This window comes from Gemmatimonadaceae bacterium, from assembly GCA_019752115.1.
Taxonomy (GTDB): Bacteria; Gemmatimonadota; Gemmatimonadetes; order Gemmatimonadales; family Gemmatimonadaceae; genus Gemmatimonas.
Map to the genome: position 1 here is coordinate 24,101 of JAIEMN010000026.1, position 16,974 is coordinate 41,074.

Genomic DNA, 16,974 nt, shown 5'->3' on the forward strand with positions numbered 1-16,974 from the left:
GTCCGATCCCGAAAAATTGGACCGGATTCGGACTGAGAAACCGGTGAAAAATGCGTTGAGGGGTTACTGCGACCACAAAAGTCAGGCAAACCCTTGGAAGTCGTCGGGCTTTGCTTGCGAGGTCCTGAAACGCCGGTTTAGCTTCGCTTTGCTACTCCCCACTCCCCCCGTTCATGCGTGTTCCGGTTCCCGATACCGGCACTGCCGTGGGCGGTACCCACTCACTCAGGAACCGGCATGGTTGGCACGTTCCGCCCGCGGCGATGGGCAAGCGCCGCGCTGCTGGGCGCACTCGTCCTCGGACTCGCGGCTTGTGGCGGCGAGTATCCGAATTCGACGTTCTCGCACAACACCGATTTCAACACCGCGACGGACGCGCTTTGGGACAAGCTTTTGTTCTGGGGCACGATCGTGTTCGTGGGCGTCGAAGTCGCGTTGGTTTATACGATCTTCCGTTTCCGCCGTCGCCCCGGCGGGGCCACGCCCAAGCAGGTGCATGGCAATACGGTCCTTGAGATCACGTGGACGGCCATTCCGGCGGTCATCCTGATCTTCATCGCGATTCCCACCGTCCGCACGATTTTCAAGACGCAGGCGAAAGCCGCGCCGGACGCGCTGCAGGTCGAAGTCATCGGCCATCAGTGGTGGTGGGAGTTCCGCTATCCGCAGTACGGCATCACGACGGCCAACGAGCTGTATCTGCCGACGGGCAAGACGGCCAGCTTCCAGCTCAAGACGGTGGACGTGCTGCACTCCTTCTGGATTCCCCAGATGGGCGGTAAGCGCGACCTGATCTCGAACCGGACGAACTATCTCTGGTTCACGCCGAACGCCGACCTGCCGACCTCGGCGTGGAACGGTTTCTGCGCCGAGTTCTGCGGTCCGTCGCACGCGAACATGCGCTTCCGCGTGTTCACGGTGACGCCGGCGGAGTTCGAGCAGTGGGCGGCGCATCAGAAGCAGGCCGCGATCTTCCCGGCGGCGGTGGCCGCGCCGGCGACGTCGACCGCCGCGGTGGCCCCGGTGCCGAGCGGCGCTGGCGCCGCGCCGGTACTGCTCGCCTCGCTGCAGCAGAACGCGCCGGCGGCTCCCGCCGCCGATTCGACCAAGCCGGCGCCGGCTGAGGTGCCCGTGTGGGTCTTCCCGCGCGAGAAGCTCGAGAAGGAGTTCAAGCACGTCATTCCGACGGCGCCCATCACGACCGCGATCCGCTTCGATGAAGGGCTGCTGGCCAAGGGCGACGCGACGCGCGGCAAGGACATCTACAGCAAAAGCACCTGCATCGGCTGTCATGCCATCAAGGGCAATCCGATGAGCGCGGGCATCGTGGGGCCGAACCTGACGCACATCGGCACGCGCTACACGATCGCCGGCGGCCTCTATCCGAATGACGCGAAGCATCTCGCGTACTGGATCAAGAGCGCGCCGCACATGAAGCCCGGCAGCCTGATGCCCACGATGGGCAAGGGCCTGACGGACCCCGTGCGCAAGAACGTCGTGAATGTGGGCGGTCTCACCGACGCCGACATCGCCGATATCGTCGCCTACCTGCAGGCCCTCAAGTAACCGTCACCGACTGACACGACACGATGGCAACCATCGCTGCCGCGCCCCCGTACACCCAGACCAAGACCGCCCCGTCGAACACGGGGATCTGGTCGTGGCTCACCACGGTGGACCACAAGCGCATCGGGGCGCTCTACCTGATTTCCGGGCTGTTCTTCTTCGTCTTCGGTGGCCTCGAGGCCGCCGTCATCCGTGCCCAGCTGGCCACGCCGAACGGCAAGATCGTGTCGGCCGAGATGTACAACCAGCTGTTCACGATGCACGGCACGACGATGATCTTCCTCGCCGTCATGCCCCTCTCGGCGGCGTTCTTCAATTTCCTCATCCCACTCCAGATCGGCGCCCGTGACGTCGCCTTCCCGCGACTCAACGCGTTCTCGTACTGGGTGTACCTGCTCGGCGGCATCTTCATCACGGTGCCGATCTTCTTCTCGATGGCGCCGGACGGTGGGTGGTTCGGCTACGCCCCGCTGAGCACGAAGGCCTTCTCGCCGCAGCACAACATGGATTTCTGGGTGCTCGGCCTCCAGATCCTGGGTATCTCGTCGCTCGCGGCCGGCTTCAACTTCATCACCACGATCATCAACATGCGGGCCCCCGGCATGTCGCTCATGCGCATGCCGATCTTCACGTGGATGTCGTTCGTGGTGCAGTTCCTCGTGGTGCTGGCCTTCCCGGTCATCACGATCGCGCTCGTGTTCCTCCAGTTCGACCGCTTCTTCGGCACGAACTTCTATACGATCGCCAAGGGCGCCGACCCGCTGCTCTGGCAGCACCTGTTCTGGGTGTTCGGCCATCCCGAGGTGTACATCCTGATCCTGCCGGCCTTCGGACTCGTCTCCGAAGTGCTGCCGACGTTCTCGCGCAAGCCGCTCTTCGGCTACCCGGTGATGGTGTACTCGGGCATCCTGATCGGCTTCCTCGGCTTCGGCGTGTGGGCGCACCACATGTTCTCGGTCGGCATGGGCCCGATCGCCGACTCGGTGTTCTCGCTGGCCACGATGCTCATCGCCATTCCGACGGGCGTGAAGATCTTCAACTGGCTGGCGACGATGTGGGGCGGTCAGATCCGCTTCACGACGGCCATGAAGTTCGCGGTCGGCCTGGTGGGCATGTTCACGATCGGCGGCATCTCGGGCGTGATGCACTCCTCGCCGCCGGCCGACCTGCAGCAGACGGACACGTACTTCATCGTGGCGCACTTCCACTACGTGCTCTTCGGTGGCTCGGTGTTCGGCCTGTTCGCCGGCATGTACTACTACTTCCCGAAGGTCACGGGCCGCTTCCTCGACGAGAAGCTCGGCAACTGGCACTTCTGGATCTCGCTGATCGGTATGAACCTCACGTTCTTCCCGATGCACTTCAGCGGGCTCCTCGGCATGCCGCGTCGCTACTACCAGTACGATGCGGGGCAGGGCCTCGAGCTGTTCAACATGATCTCCACGGTCGGCACGGGGATCCTGATGGTCGGCACGCTCTTCGGCCTGATCAACGTCATGAAGAGCTGGAAGGGGGGGCCGCCGGCGTCGAGCAACCCGTGGGGTGCGGCCACGCTCGAGTGGACGATCCCCTCGCCGCCGCCTGACTACAACTTCGCCGAGCTGCCGCAGGTGAAGAGCCGCTATCCGCTCTGGAACATGAAGGATGGCGCGGAGCTGGTGCACGAAACGACGGCCGCGGAAGAAGCGGGCAAGCGCATCCCGACGGCCGAGGAGCTCGGCATCGTGATGCCGAACCCGTCGATCCAGCCGCTCATCGTGGCCTTCGGCATCATCGTGATGTTTGGCGGCCTGTTGTTCATGGATTCGAGCTGGAAGACGGCGACCGCCGTGATGCTGGTCGGCGCGGTCATCTGGATCGGCTCGCTCTACAACTGGCTGCTCACGCCCCTCGAGGATCACCACTAAGATGACCGCCACCACTGCTCCCGCCGCCCACGGCGACGGCCACGCACACGCCGGCGGCCATCACACGTCGCTCGGGCTCGACAACCGCAAGATCGCCATTTGGACCTTCATCGGGTCCGAGTGCATGCTCTTCGCGTCGCTGATCTCCACGTACCTCATCTACAAGGGTCGCAGCCCCGAGGGGCCGTATCCGCACGAGGCGTGGACCAATCCGGCCACCGGCCAGGTGTTCAAGCCCATCCTGAACATCCCGGTCACGTCCGCCTCGACGTTCGTGCTGCTCATGTCGTCGTTCGCCATGGTGATGGCGCTCGCCGCGGTGCAGAACGCCGACAAGCCGAAGCACACGGCTTGGGATCGCATCCGTGAGTCGTCGAAGCTCTGGCTCTGGGCCACGGCGATCCTCGGCACGACGTTCCTCGGCTTCCAGGCCTACGAGTTCACGTCGTTCATCCACGAAGGGCTCACGATCCGCACGAACCTGTTCGGCTCGAGCTTCTTCACGCTGACCGGCTTCCATGGCGCGCACGTGACCGCCGGTGTGCTCTGGCTGCTCACGCTGCTGGCGATCGACTACAAGCGCGGTCTCAAGCCGTCGGACGCGTTGCTCGTCGACATCGCCGCGCTGTACTGGCACTTCGTCGACGTCGTGTGGATCGCGATCTTCACGCTCGTTTACCTGATTCAGTGAGGCGATGATGGCTGACCACGCACACGCACACGCCCACGCCCACGAAGAGCATCACCCGGACTTCTCGACGTACTGGAAGATCGCGGTGATCCTCACGGTCATCACGATCGTCGAAGTCGCGGCCTACTACATCCCGTCGTTCGTCGCCAGCGCGGCGTTCGTCCCGAGTCTGCTGATCATGTCGGCGGTGAAGTTCTACATCGTCGTCATGTACTACATGCACCTCAAGTACGACAACAAGCTGTTCCGGGCGCTCTTCACCGGCCCGTTGATTGTGGCCGCGCTGACGCTGATCGGGTTGATGTTCCTGTTCTCGAAGTTGGTGCTGCGGTTGGGCGTCATCTCGTAAACCCGTGAACCCCAAACCCAAGAACCCCAAACTCCAAACTGATCAGTTTGGAGTTTGGGGTTCTTGGGTTTGGGGTTCACGGGTCTTTCGCTAGCTTTCAGCATGCTCCACCCCGTCGCCCGCCTCGCGCTTTCTGACTTCTCCGTGCACCCGAGCACCGCGATTGGCATCGCGGCCTTTGCCGGCGTGTACCTGTGGCGTGCGAAGCAGGGGCCCTCGGCGGCGGATCGCTTTCCGGCGGGCGTGACCGCGGAGACCGCGACCGCGGCGCAACTCGACCTGGCGGCGGCGCCGGCGGGGCCGACGCCGCTGCAGCAGCTGGCGTTCTTCACGGCGCTCGCGCTGCTCTTTTTCACGCTGAACGGGCCGCTCCACGACCTGAGCGACTTCTACCTGTTCAGCGCGCACATGGTGCAGCACCTGATCCTCACGCTGGTGGTGCCGCCGCTGATGATTGCCGGCACGCCGGGGTGGATGCTGCGGCCGCTGCTGCGCGTCGCGCTCCTCGGGCGTCTGGCCAAGAAGCACACCGGCATTGTGGCGTGCTTCGTGTGGTTCAATCTCGTGCTCGCGTTCTGGCATCTGCCGCCCAACTACAACCTCGCGCTGGCGAACCATCCGGTGCACATCGTGCAGCACCTGATGTTCATCGCCGTGAGCGTGCTGATGTGGTGGCCGCTGATGTCGCCGCTCCCCGAGCTGCCACGCGCGGCGTACCCGGCGCAGATGCTCTACTGCTTCCTGATGGTCATTCCGATGTCGATCATCTCGATCTACATCGCCATGACCGATACGCTGCTCTATCCGGCGTACGCGACGGCGCCGCGCCTCCTCGGCATCACGCCGATGCAGGACCAGCAGTACGGCGGGTTGATCATGTGGATCCCCGGCGGTGTCTTCTTCTACGCGGTGATGACGGTGGTGTTCTTCAAGTGGTCCAAGCGCGGGGAAGACAGCGAAGCGAGCGCGCAGGTCGGGTGGGTGGCGCCGACCAACGCCGAGACGGCGCACTGATGCCGCCGCGCCGTCCTCGGAGCGAGCCGCCACGTCGCCCGCGTGGCGAGTCACCTCGCCCGTCATCGGGATCGCCAGCCCGATCGTCCTCGCGGGCGCCCGCGGGTGGCGCCGATCGGGTGCACCGCGTGTTCGAAGTGCCGGCGAAGGCCGTGTACGCGGCGGTCAACGATCCCTCGCGACGGAACTGGGCGCCAGAGCCGGGCTTCCGCGTCGTGAGCGCGCTCGCGCCACGGTTCGTCCGGTTCGATCTACCCAGCGGTGGGCAGGTCAGCCTCGCGATCGAACGCCAGGGAAATGCGCGCTGCGCGGTGGCGATCGAGTTCAGCGGGGTCGCCGATGCGCACCAGGCCGCCGCGCAATGGCGCGACGGCCTGGCCGCTCTCGCAGAAATGCTCGACTACGACTGGGACTGAGCGCGCGCTCCTACTCCTGCGCGCCGGCCAGCACTGCGCTGACGCGACTCGGCAGCGCCGGGTGCTGCCGCCACATGTAGAGGCCCATGGCGGCCGACGCGATCAGGTTGGCCACGAAAACCTGTGCCCAGGTCAGGGTGCCGAACCCTTCGGCGAGGACCGACGTCCACCCGACCCAGCCCACTTCGAAGGCCACAAAGAGGCCGGCGAAGCCGATGAAGGCCGACGGTACGCGCTCCGCGTGGTTCACCACCCACGAGAAGAGCAGGCCGATGCCGCAGAAGAGGGTGAAGTGAAACACGGTGTAGAGCAGGAAGGCGCCGGCGCGGCTGGGCAGGTCTCCCTGCAGGAAGAGCGTGCCGAGCGAACCGCCGAGCATCACCGGGGTGTCGAAGATGTGTCCTTCGACCGCGTCGAGGATGCCGAACCACGCCGCGATGGCGGTGGCGCCGATCAGGCCGGCAGAAATCCCTTCCCGTACGACTGCGTTGTTCGAGGCCATCAGTCCAATCCCTCCTCGTTCGGGTGCGCGAGGTTGCCCCTCGACAAACCTCGCTGACGCTGTCACTCTGAGTGACCGTGAGGCAGCCCACCCCGTTGATGTACCACCTGCCAGGTGAACCCGCCATGAATTCGACCCCCCACGTCCGTAACGGTTCACTTGTACTGGCGGTCTGGATTGCCGGTCTGGCGGCCTGTGGCGGGACGCCGAAGGATCAGGCCTCACCTGCCGGCAACAAGCAGGCCGCCAAGGGCCCCGCCTGCACCAGCCCCGATACCACCCCGGTCTCCCTGGCCGTGCTCGAGTACATCAAGACGGCCTCCCCGCTGCCCCAGCGCTATCTCTCCGCCTACGGCACCGACTCGGCCGTCCCCGAGGACGGCTTCAAGGTGCTGCAGGCCAAGGGCCCGACCTACTTCTGGAACGGCGACCCCAAGGCGCAGGCGCAGGTGAAGACCAAGCTGGCCGATGTCGGGCCGTACACCACCATGCTGGTGATCTACCGCGGCAAGACCGAGACCGACAACGGCAACACGGTGACGGTGAACCTCCGCGGGCACTACGTGGGCGGCGATCATGACGGCAAGAGCTCGCCCGATCGTGCGATCGAGGTGAAGTGTGACTCGACCGGCTGGCGGCTCACGGCGCCCCAGAAGCCCACCCCGGCGCCCGCGCCGGTCCCCGCGCCAACGCCCGCCAAGCAGCCGTGAGCGCGCGCGCCGAGCGGCTCATCTCGCTGGATGTCTTCCGCGGCATGACCGTCGCGGGGATGCTGCTCGTCAACAACCCGGGAACGTGGTCCGCGATCTATCCGCCGCTCGAGCACGCCGAGTGGAACGGGTGGACGCCCACGGATCTGATCTTCCCGTTCTTTCTGTTCATTGTCGGGATCACCACCGAGCTGTCGCTGCGCGCGCGACGGGCGCGCGGCGACGATGAATCGGCGATCCTGCGTCAGATCCTCAAGCGCGGCGCGCTGATCTTCCTGTTCGGCTTCCTGCTGTCGGGCTTCCCGTTCTTTACGTGGCCGCCCAATCTGCCGGGCGCTGGCCTGGGTGAGCGCGTGATGGATCGCCTCGAGCATTGGCGCGTGATGGGCGTCCTGCAGCGCATCGGTGTGGCGTATCTGCTCGGTGGGCTGCTCACCTGGCGGACTACGCTCCGCCAGCAGGTCGTCATCGTGGCCGCGTTGCTCTTCGGCTACTGGGCGCTGCAGACCCTCGTGCCGGTGCCGGACACCGGCATCCCCGGGCGCTTCGTGCTCGACAAGCCCGAGCAGTTGCTGAGCGCCTGGCTCGATCGCGCCGTCTTCGGGGTCAATCACCTGTGGAGCGGTTCGAAGACCTGGGACCCGGAAGGACTGCTGAGCACGATCCCGGCGGTGGGGACGATGATGCTCGGCACGTTCTCGGGGAAATGGATCGCGCGACAGACGCAGCCGCTCACGGATCGGCTCGCGGGGTTGTTTGCGGCCGGTGCGATCGCGATGATGCTCGGACTGATGTGGAACTGGGTGTTTCCGATCAACAAGAGCATCTGGACGAGCTCCTACGTGCTCTTCACGGCCGGTATGGGCGCGGTGTCGCTCGCGACGTGCATGTGGATCATCGATGTCATGCAGTGGCGGCGGTGGACCTTTCCGTTCGTCGTGTACGGCACGAACCCGATGCTGGCGTTCCTGGGCTCCGGGCTGATGGCGCGGTGCATCGCGTCGATCTGGACCTGGGAAACGGCGCCGGGCGCCCAGCCGGGCCTGCCGGGCACCCGGATCTCTGCGCAGACATTCGTGTTCAAGACGGTCTATGCGTCATGGCTTCCGCCGCGGGAAGCCTCGCTGGCCTATGCGGTCTGCTTCGTGCTGCTCTGGTTCCTGATTCTCTGGGCCGCCTGGAAGCGCGGGTACGTTCTCAAGGTGTGATGCCTCTGTTGCTCTCTGTTCGACGCGTGATTCGCGTGGTGACCGGTACGCTGCTGGCCGTCGGGACCACGCTCGTGGTGCCGACGGCGGTCCGGGCCGCGCCCGCCGCCCAGCAGCAAAGCAAGAAGCGTCAGCCCAAGCGACCCGCCGTCACCAAGAAGCGCCCCGCCACGCGCGCCTCGCGCGGGACCACCCGACGGACACGCACGCCGGTGGTCCCGGTCCTGCGCTACACCACGCCGCGTGGCGCCGCGGCGCTGAGCGCCGATCTCGCGACGCTGCTGACCAGCCGGACGCGCACCGGCGAATGGGGCGCGATGGTCATCAGCATCTCGCGCGGCGATACGCTCTTTGCGCACCAGCCCGACCAGCAGATCGTGCCGGCCAGTACGATGAAGCTGTTCACGTCGGCCATCGCGCTCGATCGCCTGGGACCGGAGCATGCCTTCAGCACTGACGTGCTGCGTGAGGGGAGCTTCGATCCCGTCACCGGCACGCTGCGCGGCAATCTCATTCTGCGGGGGGATGGCGATCCGTCGCTCTCGCCGCGCTTCATCCGCGGCGGGCCCGACGCGCCGATGACGATGCTCGCGCAGTTCACGGCCGGCGCCGGGATCAAGCGCGTCATGGGCGATCTCATTGCCGATGCGAGTGCGTTCGAATCCCGTCGCATCCCCGAAGGCTGGCTCACTCGCTACGCCGGCGCCGGCTACGCGGCCCCGTTCTCGGCGCTCTCGCTGGACGAGAACATCGTCATCGTGGGGGTCAGCAGCGCCGGCGGGTCGGCCAAGGTGTTCCTCGAACCGGCCACCACCGGGCTCTCGATCACGAACACCGTGCGCGTGGTGGCCGGCGGCGGCTCGCGCATCAGTGCGCGGCGCGTGGGCGATGATCGGGTGGTGGTGTCCGGCACGATCGGCGCGCGCGCCGGGACGGTGCGCTATCAGCTGGTGGTGGGCGATCCGGTGACGTTCACCGGTGGCGCGTTCCGCTCGGCGCTCGAGGCGCAGGGGGTCCGTATTGAGGGGCAGCTCAAGGTGGGCCGCACCCCCGATGGGGCCACGCTGGTGACCAGCCTGCCGTCGCCTCCGCTTGCCAAGCTCATCTCGGTGATGAACCGCGAAAGCATCAACCACCTCGCCGAGATGCTCTTCCGCAACGCCCCGCGCGGTGTTGAGCGCAAGGGGATCGGCTCGGCGGAGACGGGCAACGCCACGTTGCAGGAGTTCCTCACGCGTCAGGTTGGCGCGCGCGGGGATGCCGTGGTCGCCAGTGATGGCAGTGGCCTGTCGGTGCTCGATCGCGTCACGCCGCGCGCCATGGTCCAGCTCCTCGACCACGCGCACCACGCCAGCTGGGGCAGCGCCTTCCATGCCTCCCTGCCGGTGGCGGGGGAATCGGAGCTGCTGCGCAATCGCATGCGCGCCACGCCGGCGCAGGGGAACCTGCATGCGAAAACCGGCACGACCAATGACGTCATTGGTCTTGCCGGTTACGTCACCGCCGAGAACGGCGAGATTCTGGCCTTCGCCTTCCTGTACAACGGCCGCGATCGCTGGGCGGCGCGGGAGACGATCGATGCGATGGGGCCGACGTTGGCGGCGTTTAGTCGGGATTGAACGGCGTACGGCGGAAAGACGAACTGCGGGAAGACATACGGCGGGAAGACGTACGACGGTCTTTTAGCGCTTCCGGTGCTCGCGGGCACCGCCGCTTGGGAGCGCGCCGCGTACCAGCTTCGCACCGCTGCGCGGATTGAGGCTGGCCACGCCGGCGCTGAGACCGGCGCGCATCGCCATCACGGACGTGCCTGACGTCGCGGTGGCGAGCGTGCTGTTGTAGCCCACCGCGAAGCCCGCGCTGGCATCGCTCGCGCCGGAGACGCTCCAGAACAGGTCCGTGGTGCCGGTCGTCATGCTCGTCCAGCTGCTGCCGGTGTAGCGCAGGATCGTACCCTGCTCACCGGTGGCGTAGAGATCGCTGCTCGACGGCCCCCAGATCGACGTGAGGATGCGCGTGCTGCCGGTGTTCACGCTGGTCCAGCTCGTGCCGCTGGCCGACGAGAAGGCGAGCCCCGCGCTGCCGGTGTTGTTGGCGCCCACCGAGAGGTAGAAGCCACCGCCGGCGTACACGCCCGCCAGCGTGCCCGTGGTGGAAACGTTCGACGGAATCCAGGTGCCCGCGGAGAAGCGGAGGGCGGCGCCATTTTCGCCGGTCGCCATGATGTCGTTGGCCGAGCTGCCGTGGATCGCCCACAGCGAGTTGCCGGCCGAGGCGACCGTCTGCCAGATCGAGCCGTTCCAGCGGACCACTTCACCGGCCGAGGTCACCGCAAACACGTTCGTGCTGCTCGAGCCCCAGAGGCCGTACACGCTGGCCGAGCTCGGGAAGCTCATGCTGCTCCAGCTGCTGCCGTTCCAGCGCAGCATGGTGCCGTTGTCGCCGCCCGCGAAGGCTTCGCTGGCCGACGGGGACCAGACCGCATTGAGCGTGGCGGTCGTGGGCGTGGCGACGCGCGCCCACGCGCTGCCGGTCCACCGATACGTCGTACCGAACTCGCCCACCGCCCAGGCGCTCGCGGCCGACGACGTCCAGACGTCGATGAGATCGGGCGCGAGGTTCACCGTTTCCCACGCGCCAGCCTGCCGCATCACGCTGCCGCGCTGCCCGCTCGTCCAGAGCACGCCGCTGGCATCGAGTGTCGCAGCAAAGAGGCGCGGCGCATAGGGCGTGCTCACCGTCGACAGCGTCGTGCCGCTGTACTGCAGCAGCCCCACGTCGCTGGCGATGTAGCTCGTGCCCGAGTTCGGGTTCGTCACGATGCCGTAGAAGTCCGACGTCTCGGAGACGGTCGCCTTGGTCCAGGAGCTCCCGGTGAAACGGAGGATCGTGCCGAACGTGCCGACGGCCGTGACGTCTGACGTTGAGGTCCCGCTCACGCCATACAGCGTTTCCGAGGTGACAGGGGTGTAGCGTGACCACGCCCCGCTGTAGCGAAGCATCTCGCCGGCACTGCCTACCGCGTAGGCGATTCCACTCACGGACCACACCGCATTCAGCGTCTGCGTGGAGCCGGTCGTCGTGAGCGCCCAGCTGCCACCGGACAGGCGGAGCGCCGTCCCGTTCGCGCCCACCGCAAAGCCGCTGGACGCAGTCTCGAGCCACACGCTGTTCAACGTCGCGGTGGTCCCCGTGTTCACCGCGCTCCAGCTCGTGCCGTCGAAGCGGATCATCTTGCCATTGGTTCCGACCGCGACCGCGGCGCTGCCACTGGCGGCGCTGACCGACAGGAACTGCGTGCCATACGCGCTGCCGGCCGCCGCGAGCTGCCAGCTCGTGCCGTTGTAGCGGAAGACATCACCGATCGAGTTCACGGCGAACGCCGTGCTGTTGTCCACCGCGTCGAGGGAGACGACGTCTTCATAGAGCGCGCCGCCGAGGCGCGTGGTGGACCAGCTCGACGCCATGCGGAGCGGCCCCGACGACACCGTGATGGCCGCGCTGGCCTTCTTGGTGGTGTCGGCGACCGAGGTCACCGTAATGGTCGCCGCGCCGTTCGCGATCGCCGACACGACGCCGGCAAAGTTCACACTGGCTACGCTCGGGTTGCTGCTGCGGAAGGTCACCGCGGTGGACAAGCCGCCCTGCGCCGTGACGGACGGCGTGAGCTGCACCGTGGCGCCCGGCGCCACGGTGGCGGTCGCCGGCGACACACTCACGGCCGTCACCTGCGGCGCCACGGTAATCGCGGCGCTCGCCTTGGCGTTCGGGTCGGCCACCGAGGTGGCCGTGATCGACGTGTTGCCGAAGCCCACGCCGGTCACCACACCACTGCCGTTCACCGTGGCGATCGTCGGATCGGCCGACGTCCAGGTCACGGCGTTCGATACGCCCACCGGCACCGACACGGTGGCGGCAAAGGTCTTCGTTTCGTTGAGCCCCAGCGTGAACGCGGTGGGGGAGAGCGTCACCGACGGCGAGGTCCGCACCGTGATCAGCGAGGTCGCCGTGCGCGTCGAGTCACCAACCGCCCGCGCCGTGATCAGCGCCGTCCCGGCCGCCACACCCGTCACGCTGCCCGACGCGCTGACGGTCGCGATCGCCGGATTGCTCGACGTCCACGTCACCTGATTGGACATGCCGGGATCGGCGGTCACGGTGGCCGTGAGCGCGCGCGATTCACCGGGGAACACGCTCAGCGCCGTGGGCTGCACATCGATGTCGCGCACCACCGGCACGATGCTCACCACCGCCGAGCCCTGTCGCGTGGTGTCGCCGGCGGCCAGCGCCGTGATCGTCGCCGAGCCCTGCGAGACGCCCGTCACCATGCCGTTCGACGCGACGATCGCCACCGACGGATTCGACGAGCGCCAGATCACCGCGCTGTTGCCGTTGGGCGGATTGTTCACCGTGGCGATGAACGTCTTGGTTTCACCGGTCGCCATGGAGGCGGTGGCCGGCGTCACGACCACCGCGCGGACCGCGGTGACCTGAATCGTGGCCGAGTCGCGGGCCCGCGGATCGGCAACCGACACCGCGCGCACCTTGGTCGTGCCCACGCTCACACCCGTCACCTGACCGTTGCTCGCCACCGTGGCGACGCTCGGATTGTCCGTGGTCCACGTCAGCGCCGGGCTTTCACCGGCGTTCACATCCACCGTGGCCTGCAGCAGTGCCGTTTCGAAAGCCGGCACGCTGAGCGTCGTTGGCGACAGCTTGACCGAGCGCGGAGCGGCGACGTTCACCGTGGCCGACGCGGTCAGTCGCGCATCGCCCACCACCGTGACGCGCACCGCCGTCGTCCCCACCGTAATGCCCGTGACCGTGCCACTCGCCGACACCGACGCGATCGCCGGACTGTCGGTGGTCCAGCGCACTTCGGGCTTGGCGGTGCCGTCGGCGTCGATCGTCGGCACGAAGGCATACGTATCGCCCAGGCGCACCTGCACACTGCTCGGCGTCAGGGTGATGGCGCGCGCCGCGCTCACCGTGACGGGAATGTCGAGATAGATCGGGCCGCTCGCCGCGCGGATGCTCGTGCGACCCGGCGCGCGCGCGGTGATGACGGCGATACCGCCGGAGCCGGACACGTCGGCCACGGTGATGTCGTTGCTCGACCAGGTGACCGTGGGGCCCGAGAGGTACGCGCCCTTGGCGTCCTTCACCTGCAGCGTGACCTGCGCCGACGCCCCGATCGAAAAGAGATCGACCGACGTGACCGAGGCGATGATCTGCGTCGCCGTGCCGGGGGCGGACTTGTCGCCCGGGCCGGTCGTATCGGCGGGGGCGCAACCGGCGAGACCGGTCAGCAACACAGCGCCCGCGAGGATCACGCGGGCGCGAAGAGGGGCAAAGGCAGACGAGTCGAGCATGGTGCGGCGCGTACCGGTAAGGTCTGAGCGCTCGCGACCACATCATCCGACCACGGTGCCGGCGGACCCGCTGCGCCCAACGTCTTCCATCCAGCCCGAAGACGACTGACGCACACCAGTGGCACGGGTTGTAGCGATTTTCGGCCGGATTGTCACACGGCCGGCACAATTGTTCCGTTACGGGCGTCGGCGCCGTGACGGACCGCACGGTTCAGCTCGATTGGTGCCGGTGGCGGGGGGGAGCCCCGCCACCGGCCGCGATGGCGTCGCGCTACCGCCGATCCTTGCGCGCGGCGCCGGTGGGAAGGGCGCCGCGCACGGCCCGGGTGCCTGCGCGCGGCTCGAGCGAGCCACCCACGACGGCCGGGCCGGCGCGCAGCGCGCTCCCCCCCGATCCGGCGAGCACCGTGCTGTTGTAGCCCACGGCGAAGGCGCCGCCCACCGCCGACGGCGCCGACGAAATGCTCCAGAGCAGATCGGTCGTGCCCGTGTTCACCGCCGTCCACGTGTTGCCGTTGTAGCGCAGCAGCGTGCCCTGATCGCCGGTGGCGTAGAGGTCGAAGAGGCTCGGCCCCCAGATGCTGGTGAGAATGCGCGTCGAGCCGACCTGCAGCGAACTCCACGCGGTGCCGTTGTAGTTGAACGCGGTGCCGACGGTGCCCGCGCCATTCGCGCCCACGGCGTAGATGTCGCTCGCCGACGTCATCCACACGCCAGCCTGCGTGCCGGTGGCGGGGGCCGTGAGCGTGGTCCAGCTGGTGCCGTTGAAGCGCTGCACCAGCCCGTTCTCACCGGCCACGATGACCTGCGTGGGGGAGACGCCAAAGATCGTCCACAGCGGCTGCGGCGCATTCGCCGCGAGCTGCCACGTCACGCCGTTGTAGCGCAGCACTTCACCAGCCGAGGTGACCGCCCAGACATCGCTGTTGCTGGTGCCCCAGAGGTTGTAGATGCTCGCGGTGGTGGGCACGGTCATCAGCGTCCACGCCGTGCCGTTGAAGCGCAGGATCGTGCCGTTGTCGCCGCCGGCAAACGCTTCGTTCGCATTGGGCGACCACACCGCTTCGAGCGTGACCGTGGTCGGGACATTCTGACGCGTCCACGCGGTGCCGTTCCACCGGTAGACGGTCCCGAACTCACCCACCGCATAGGCGCTCGTTGGCGTGGACGTCCAGACATCGAGCAGGTCGGGCGCCATGTTGTTCGTGCTCCACGTTCCCGCGCCGCGCATGACGATGCCGCGCTGCCCACCCGTCCAGACGTTGCCGCTGGCGTCCATCTCCACGCTGTACATGCGCGGCGCATACGGTGTGCTCACCATCGACGTCGTCGCGCCATCGAGCTGCGCCACACCGCCGTCGCCCACGAGATAGCGACGTCCGCCATTCGCGGCGCTGCCGTCGATCCCATAGAACGCGCCGGAGAACCCGCCGGCCGACAGCGTGCTCCAGGTGGTGCCGTCGAACTTGAGCAGCGTGCCCGCCGCGCCGGCCGCCACGACGTCCGTAGCACTGAGACCGTGCACGGCGTACAGCGTTTCGAGCGTCGGCAACGCGACCTTGCTCCAGGTGCCGCTCTTGCGGAGCATCTCGCCATTGGCGCCCACCGCGTACACCACGCCACTCCCCGACCACACGCTGTTGAGCGAGGCCGTGGAGCCCGCCGCTTCCGTGCTCCACGTGTTCCCCGAGAGGCGCAGCACGGTGCCGTTATCGCCCACCGCATACGCCGTGGTGGCGTCTTCGACCCACACGCCGTAGAGCGCGCGCGTCGTGCCCGACGCCATGGCGTTCCAGGTCGTGCCGTTCCAGCGGACGACCACCCCATTCGAGCCAACGGCGATCACGTTCGTGGCAGTCGTGCCATGCACCGCGTAGAACGTCGTGCCCAGGCTGGCGCCGGTGGCACTCGGCGCCCACGCGGTGCCGTTCCAGCGATAGAGGTCGCCCACCGAATTCACCGCAAAGGCGTTCGTGGCATCGATCGGGGCAATCGCCACCACATCTTCGTAGAGCGCGCCACCCAGGCGGCTTGGCGTCCACGTGGCGGCCAGACGCGGCACCACGTTCACCGTGAGCGTATCACGCTTGGTGTTGTCGGCCTGCGAGGTCGCGGTGATGAGCGTGGACCCGCTCGCGACACCCGTCAGCACGCCGCTCGCGTTGATGGTCGCCGCAGCCGCATTGCTCGAGGTCCAGTTCACATTCGCGTTGACGCCCGGGTCGGCGGTCACGACGGCGTTGAGCGTCAGGCTCGTGCCCGGATTCACGCTCACGTTGCGCTGCGTGATGGAGACGGCAATGGTGCGCGCCGGGACCGTAATCGCGCTGGTCGCGCGCTTGGTGGTGTCGGCGGTGGAGAGCGCGGTAATGGTGGCGGTGCCCAGCGTGACGGCCGTGACGACGCCGGTGCCGCTCACGGTGGCCACGGCCGGATTGCTGGTGCGCCAGGTGAGCGTATTCACGGCGCCGGCATCGGCGTTCACGGTAGCGGTGATCTGCTGCGTGTTGCCGATGAAGACCGAGGCGGTGGTGGGCGTGACGGTCACCGAACGCACGACTGGAACGATGTTCACGGTTGCCGTCGCGGTCAGCGTTGTGTCGCCGATGCTCACCGCGGTGATTGTGGCCGTCCCCAGCGCGACGCCGGTGACCACGCCGCTGCTGGCGTTCACCGTCGCAACCGTCGCTGTGCTCGTGCGCCAGGTAACGGCGGTGGGGAAGCCCGGCTCGCCGGAAACGCTCGCCGCCAGCGTGGCGGTCTGCCCCGAACCGAGCGAGACGGTAGCGGGCGAGACGCTGATCGTGCGACGCGCCTGCACCGTGATGAGCGCGGTGCCCGAGAAGGCGGCGTTGAACGTGGAGGTTGCGCGAATCACCGCGGTACCGGCGGCGACCGCCGTCACGGTGCCACTCGCGGAGACGCTCGCCACCGCGGGCGACTCACTCGTCCAGGTCACACCGGTTGAGGCCCCGTTGATCGCATCGACGAGCGCACTCAACGATTGGCTATCACCCACTCGCAGCGTGGCCGCCGCCGGCGTGACCGACACGCCGCGCACCTGCGGCGGATTCGGTGGTGGCGCCGTCGAATCGCCACCACCGCCGCACCCCGACAAGAGCAACACACCGGCAAGCGTGAGACGCGAACGGAGCGAGGCAATGCGCATGGGCCGAATCGGGTGCGGGTGAACCGTGGGCCCGAAGGCCCACGGGAGAGCAGCCGCCCGGCGGTCCAGC

The 16,974-nt window shown here is 67.4% G+C and carries 12 protein-coding genes; 9 read left to right on the top strand and 3 right to left on the bottom strand.

Annotation, left to right across the window (positions count from 1 at the left end; all coding sequences use genetic code 11):
* Positions 1-237: 237 nt before the first annotated feature.
* From coxB to K2R93_14165, 6 genes are all read left to right on the top strand, one after another.
* On the top strand, positions 238-1,566 hold the full coding sequence (gene coxB / locus K2R93_14140; GenBank protein MBY0490979.1) for a cytochrome c oxidase subunit II: 1,329 nt from the start codon (positions 238-240) through the stop codon (positions 1,564-1,566).
* 23 nt (positions 1,567-1,589) lie between these two features.
* Positions 1,590-3,473 carry a cytochrome c oxidase subunit I gene (gene ctaD, locus K2R93_14145; GenBank protein ID MBY0490980.1) on the top strand — a complete coding sequence of 628 codons (1,884 nt, stop codon included), beginning with the start codon at positions 1,590-1,592 and terminating at the stop codon, positions 3,471-3,473.
* A gap of 1 nt (position 3,474) precedes the next feature.
* Positions 3,475-4,164, top strand: a complete 690-nt coding sequence (locus K2R93_14150; GenBank protein ID MBY0490981.1) for a cytochrome c oxidase subunit 3 — start codon at positions 3,475-3,477, stop codon at positions 4,162-4,164.
* A gap of 7 nt (positions 4,165-4,171) precedes the next feature.
* Complete coding sequence (locus K2R93_14155) at positions 4,172-4,513, top strand: cytochrome C oxidase subunit IV family protein (protein MBY0490982.1); 342 nt, start codon at positions 4,172-4,174, stop codon at positions 4,511-4,513.
* A 102-nt stretch (positions 4,514-4,615) separates the two neighbouring features.
* Positions 4,616-5,527, top strand: coding sequence for a cytochrome c oxidase assembly protein (locus K2R93_14160; protein ID MBY0490983.1), 912 nt, complete (start codon positions 4,616-4,618; stop codon positions 5,525-5,527).
* Between the two features lie 128 nt (positions 5,528-5,655).
* Positions 5,656-5,943 carry a hypothetical protein gene (locus K2R93_14165; protein ID MBY0490984.1) on the top strand — a complete coding sequence of 96 codons (288 nt, stop codon included), beginning with the start codon at positions 5,656-5,658 and terminating at the stop codon, positions 5,941-5,943.
* 10 nt (positions 5,944-5,953) lie between these two features.
* Here the strand turns inward: K2R93_14165 and K2R93_14170 are convergent, their stop codons facing one another.
* A complete protein-coding gene (locus tag K2R93_14170; protein MBY0490985.1) occupies positions 5,954-6,445 on the bottom strand; it encodes a hypothetical protein in 492 nt (163 codons plus the stop codon).
* A gap of 125 nt (positions 6,446-6,570) precedes the next feature.
* Here K2R93_14170 and K2R93_14175 point away from each other — a divergent pair, with 125 nt between their 5' ends.
* Genes K2R93_14175 through dacB form a run of 3 tightly spaced genes read left to right on the top strand, consistent with a single transcriptional unit; the run spans position 6,571 to position 9,982 of the window.
* Positions 6,571-7,155, top strand: a complete 585-nt coding sequence (locus tag K2R93_14175; protein MBY0490986.1) for a hypothetical protein — start codon at positions 6,571-6,573, stop codon at positions 7,153-7,155.
* Positions 7,152-8,363 carry a DUF5009 domain-containing protein gene (locus K2R93_14180; GenBank protein MBY0490987.1) on the top strand — a complete coding sequence of 404 codons (1,212 nt, stop codon included), beginning with the start codon at positions 7,152-7,154 and terminating at the stop codon, positions 8,361-8,363. The genes K2R93_14175 and K2R93_14180 overlap by 4 nt, the downstream gene beginning before the upstream one ends.
* Positions 8,364-8,389: 26 nt before the next feature.
* Positions 8,390-9,982 carry a D-alanyl-D-alanine carboxypeptidase/D-alanyl-D-alanine-endopeptidase gene (gene dacB, locus K2R93_14185; GenBank protein ID MBY0490988.1) on the top strand — a complete coding sequence of 531 codons (1,593 nt, stop codon included), beginning with the start codon at positions 8,390-8,392 and terminating at the stop codon, positions 9,980-9,982.
* 63 nt (positions 9,983-10,045) lie between these two features.
* Here dacB and K2R93_14190 read toward each other — a convergent pair whose 3' ends face one another.
* Together K2R93_14190 and K2R93_14195 are read right to left on the bottom strand one after the other, a co-directional pair.
* On the bottom strand, positions 10,046-13,735 hold the full coding sequence (locus K2R93_14190) for an Ig-like domain-containing protein (protein ID MBY0490989.1): 3,690 nt from the start codon (positions 13,733-13,735) through the stop codon (positions 10,046-10,048).
* A gap of 271 nt (positions 13,736-14,006) precedes the next feature.
* Positions 14,007-16,904 carry an Ig-like domain-containing protein gene (locus K2R93_14195; GenBank protein ID MBY0490990.1) on the bottom strand — a complete coding sequence of 966 codons (2,898 nt, stop codon included), beginning with the start codon at positions 16,902-16,904 and terminating at the stop codon, positions 14,007-14,009.
* Positions 16,905-16,974: the final 70 nt, after the last annotated feature.

What these genes read in the sequence shown, in the direction of transcription:
- coxB (MBY0490979.1), top strand. Translation starts at nt 238, where the DNA reads ATGGTTGGCACGTTCCGCCCGCGGCGATGGGCAAGCGCCGCGCTGCTG.
- ctaD (MBY0490980.1), top strand. Translation starts at nt 1,590, where the DNA reads ATGGCAACCATCGCTGCCGCGCCCCCGTACACCCAGACCAAGACCGCC.
- K2R93_14150 (MBY0490981.1), top strand. Translation starts at nt 3,475, where the DNA reads ATGACCGCCACCACTGCTCCCGCCGCCCACGGCGACGGCCACGCACAC.
- K2R93_14155 (MBY0490982.1), top strand. Translation starts at nt 4,172, where the DNA reads ATGGCTGACCACGCACACGCACACGCCCACGCCCACGAAGAGCATCAC.
- K2R93_14160 (MBY0490983.1), top strand. Translation starts at nt 4,616, where the DNA reads ATGCTCCACCCCGTCGCCCGCCTCGCGCTTTCTGACTTCTCCGTGCAC.
- K2R93_14170 (MBY0490985.1), bottom strand. Translation starts at nt 6,445, where the DNA reads ATGGCCTCGAACAACGCAGTCGTACGGGAAGGGATTTCTGCCGGCCTG.
- K2R93_14175 (MBY0490986.1), top strand. Translation starts at nt 6,571, where the DNA reads ATGAATTCGACCCCCCACGTCCGTAACGGTTCACTTGTACTGGCGGTC.
- K2R93_14190 (MBY0490989.1), bottom strand. Translation starts at nt 13,735, where the DNA reads ATGCTCGACTCGTCTGCCTTTGCCCCTCTTCGCGCCCGCGTGATCCTC.
- K2R93_14195 (MBY0490990.1), bottom strand. Translation starts at nt 16,904, where the DNA reads ATGCGCATTGCCTCGCTCCGTTCGCGTCTCACGCTTGCCGGTGTGTTG.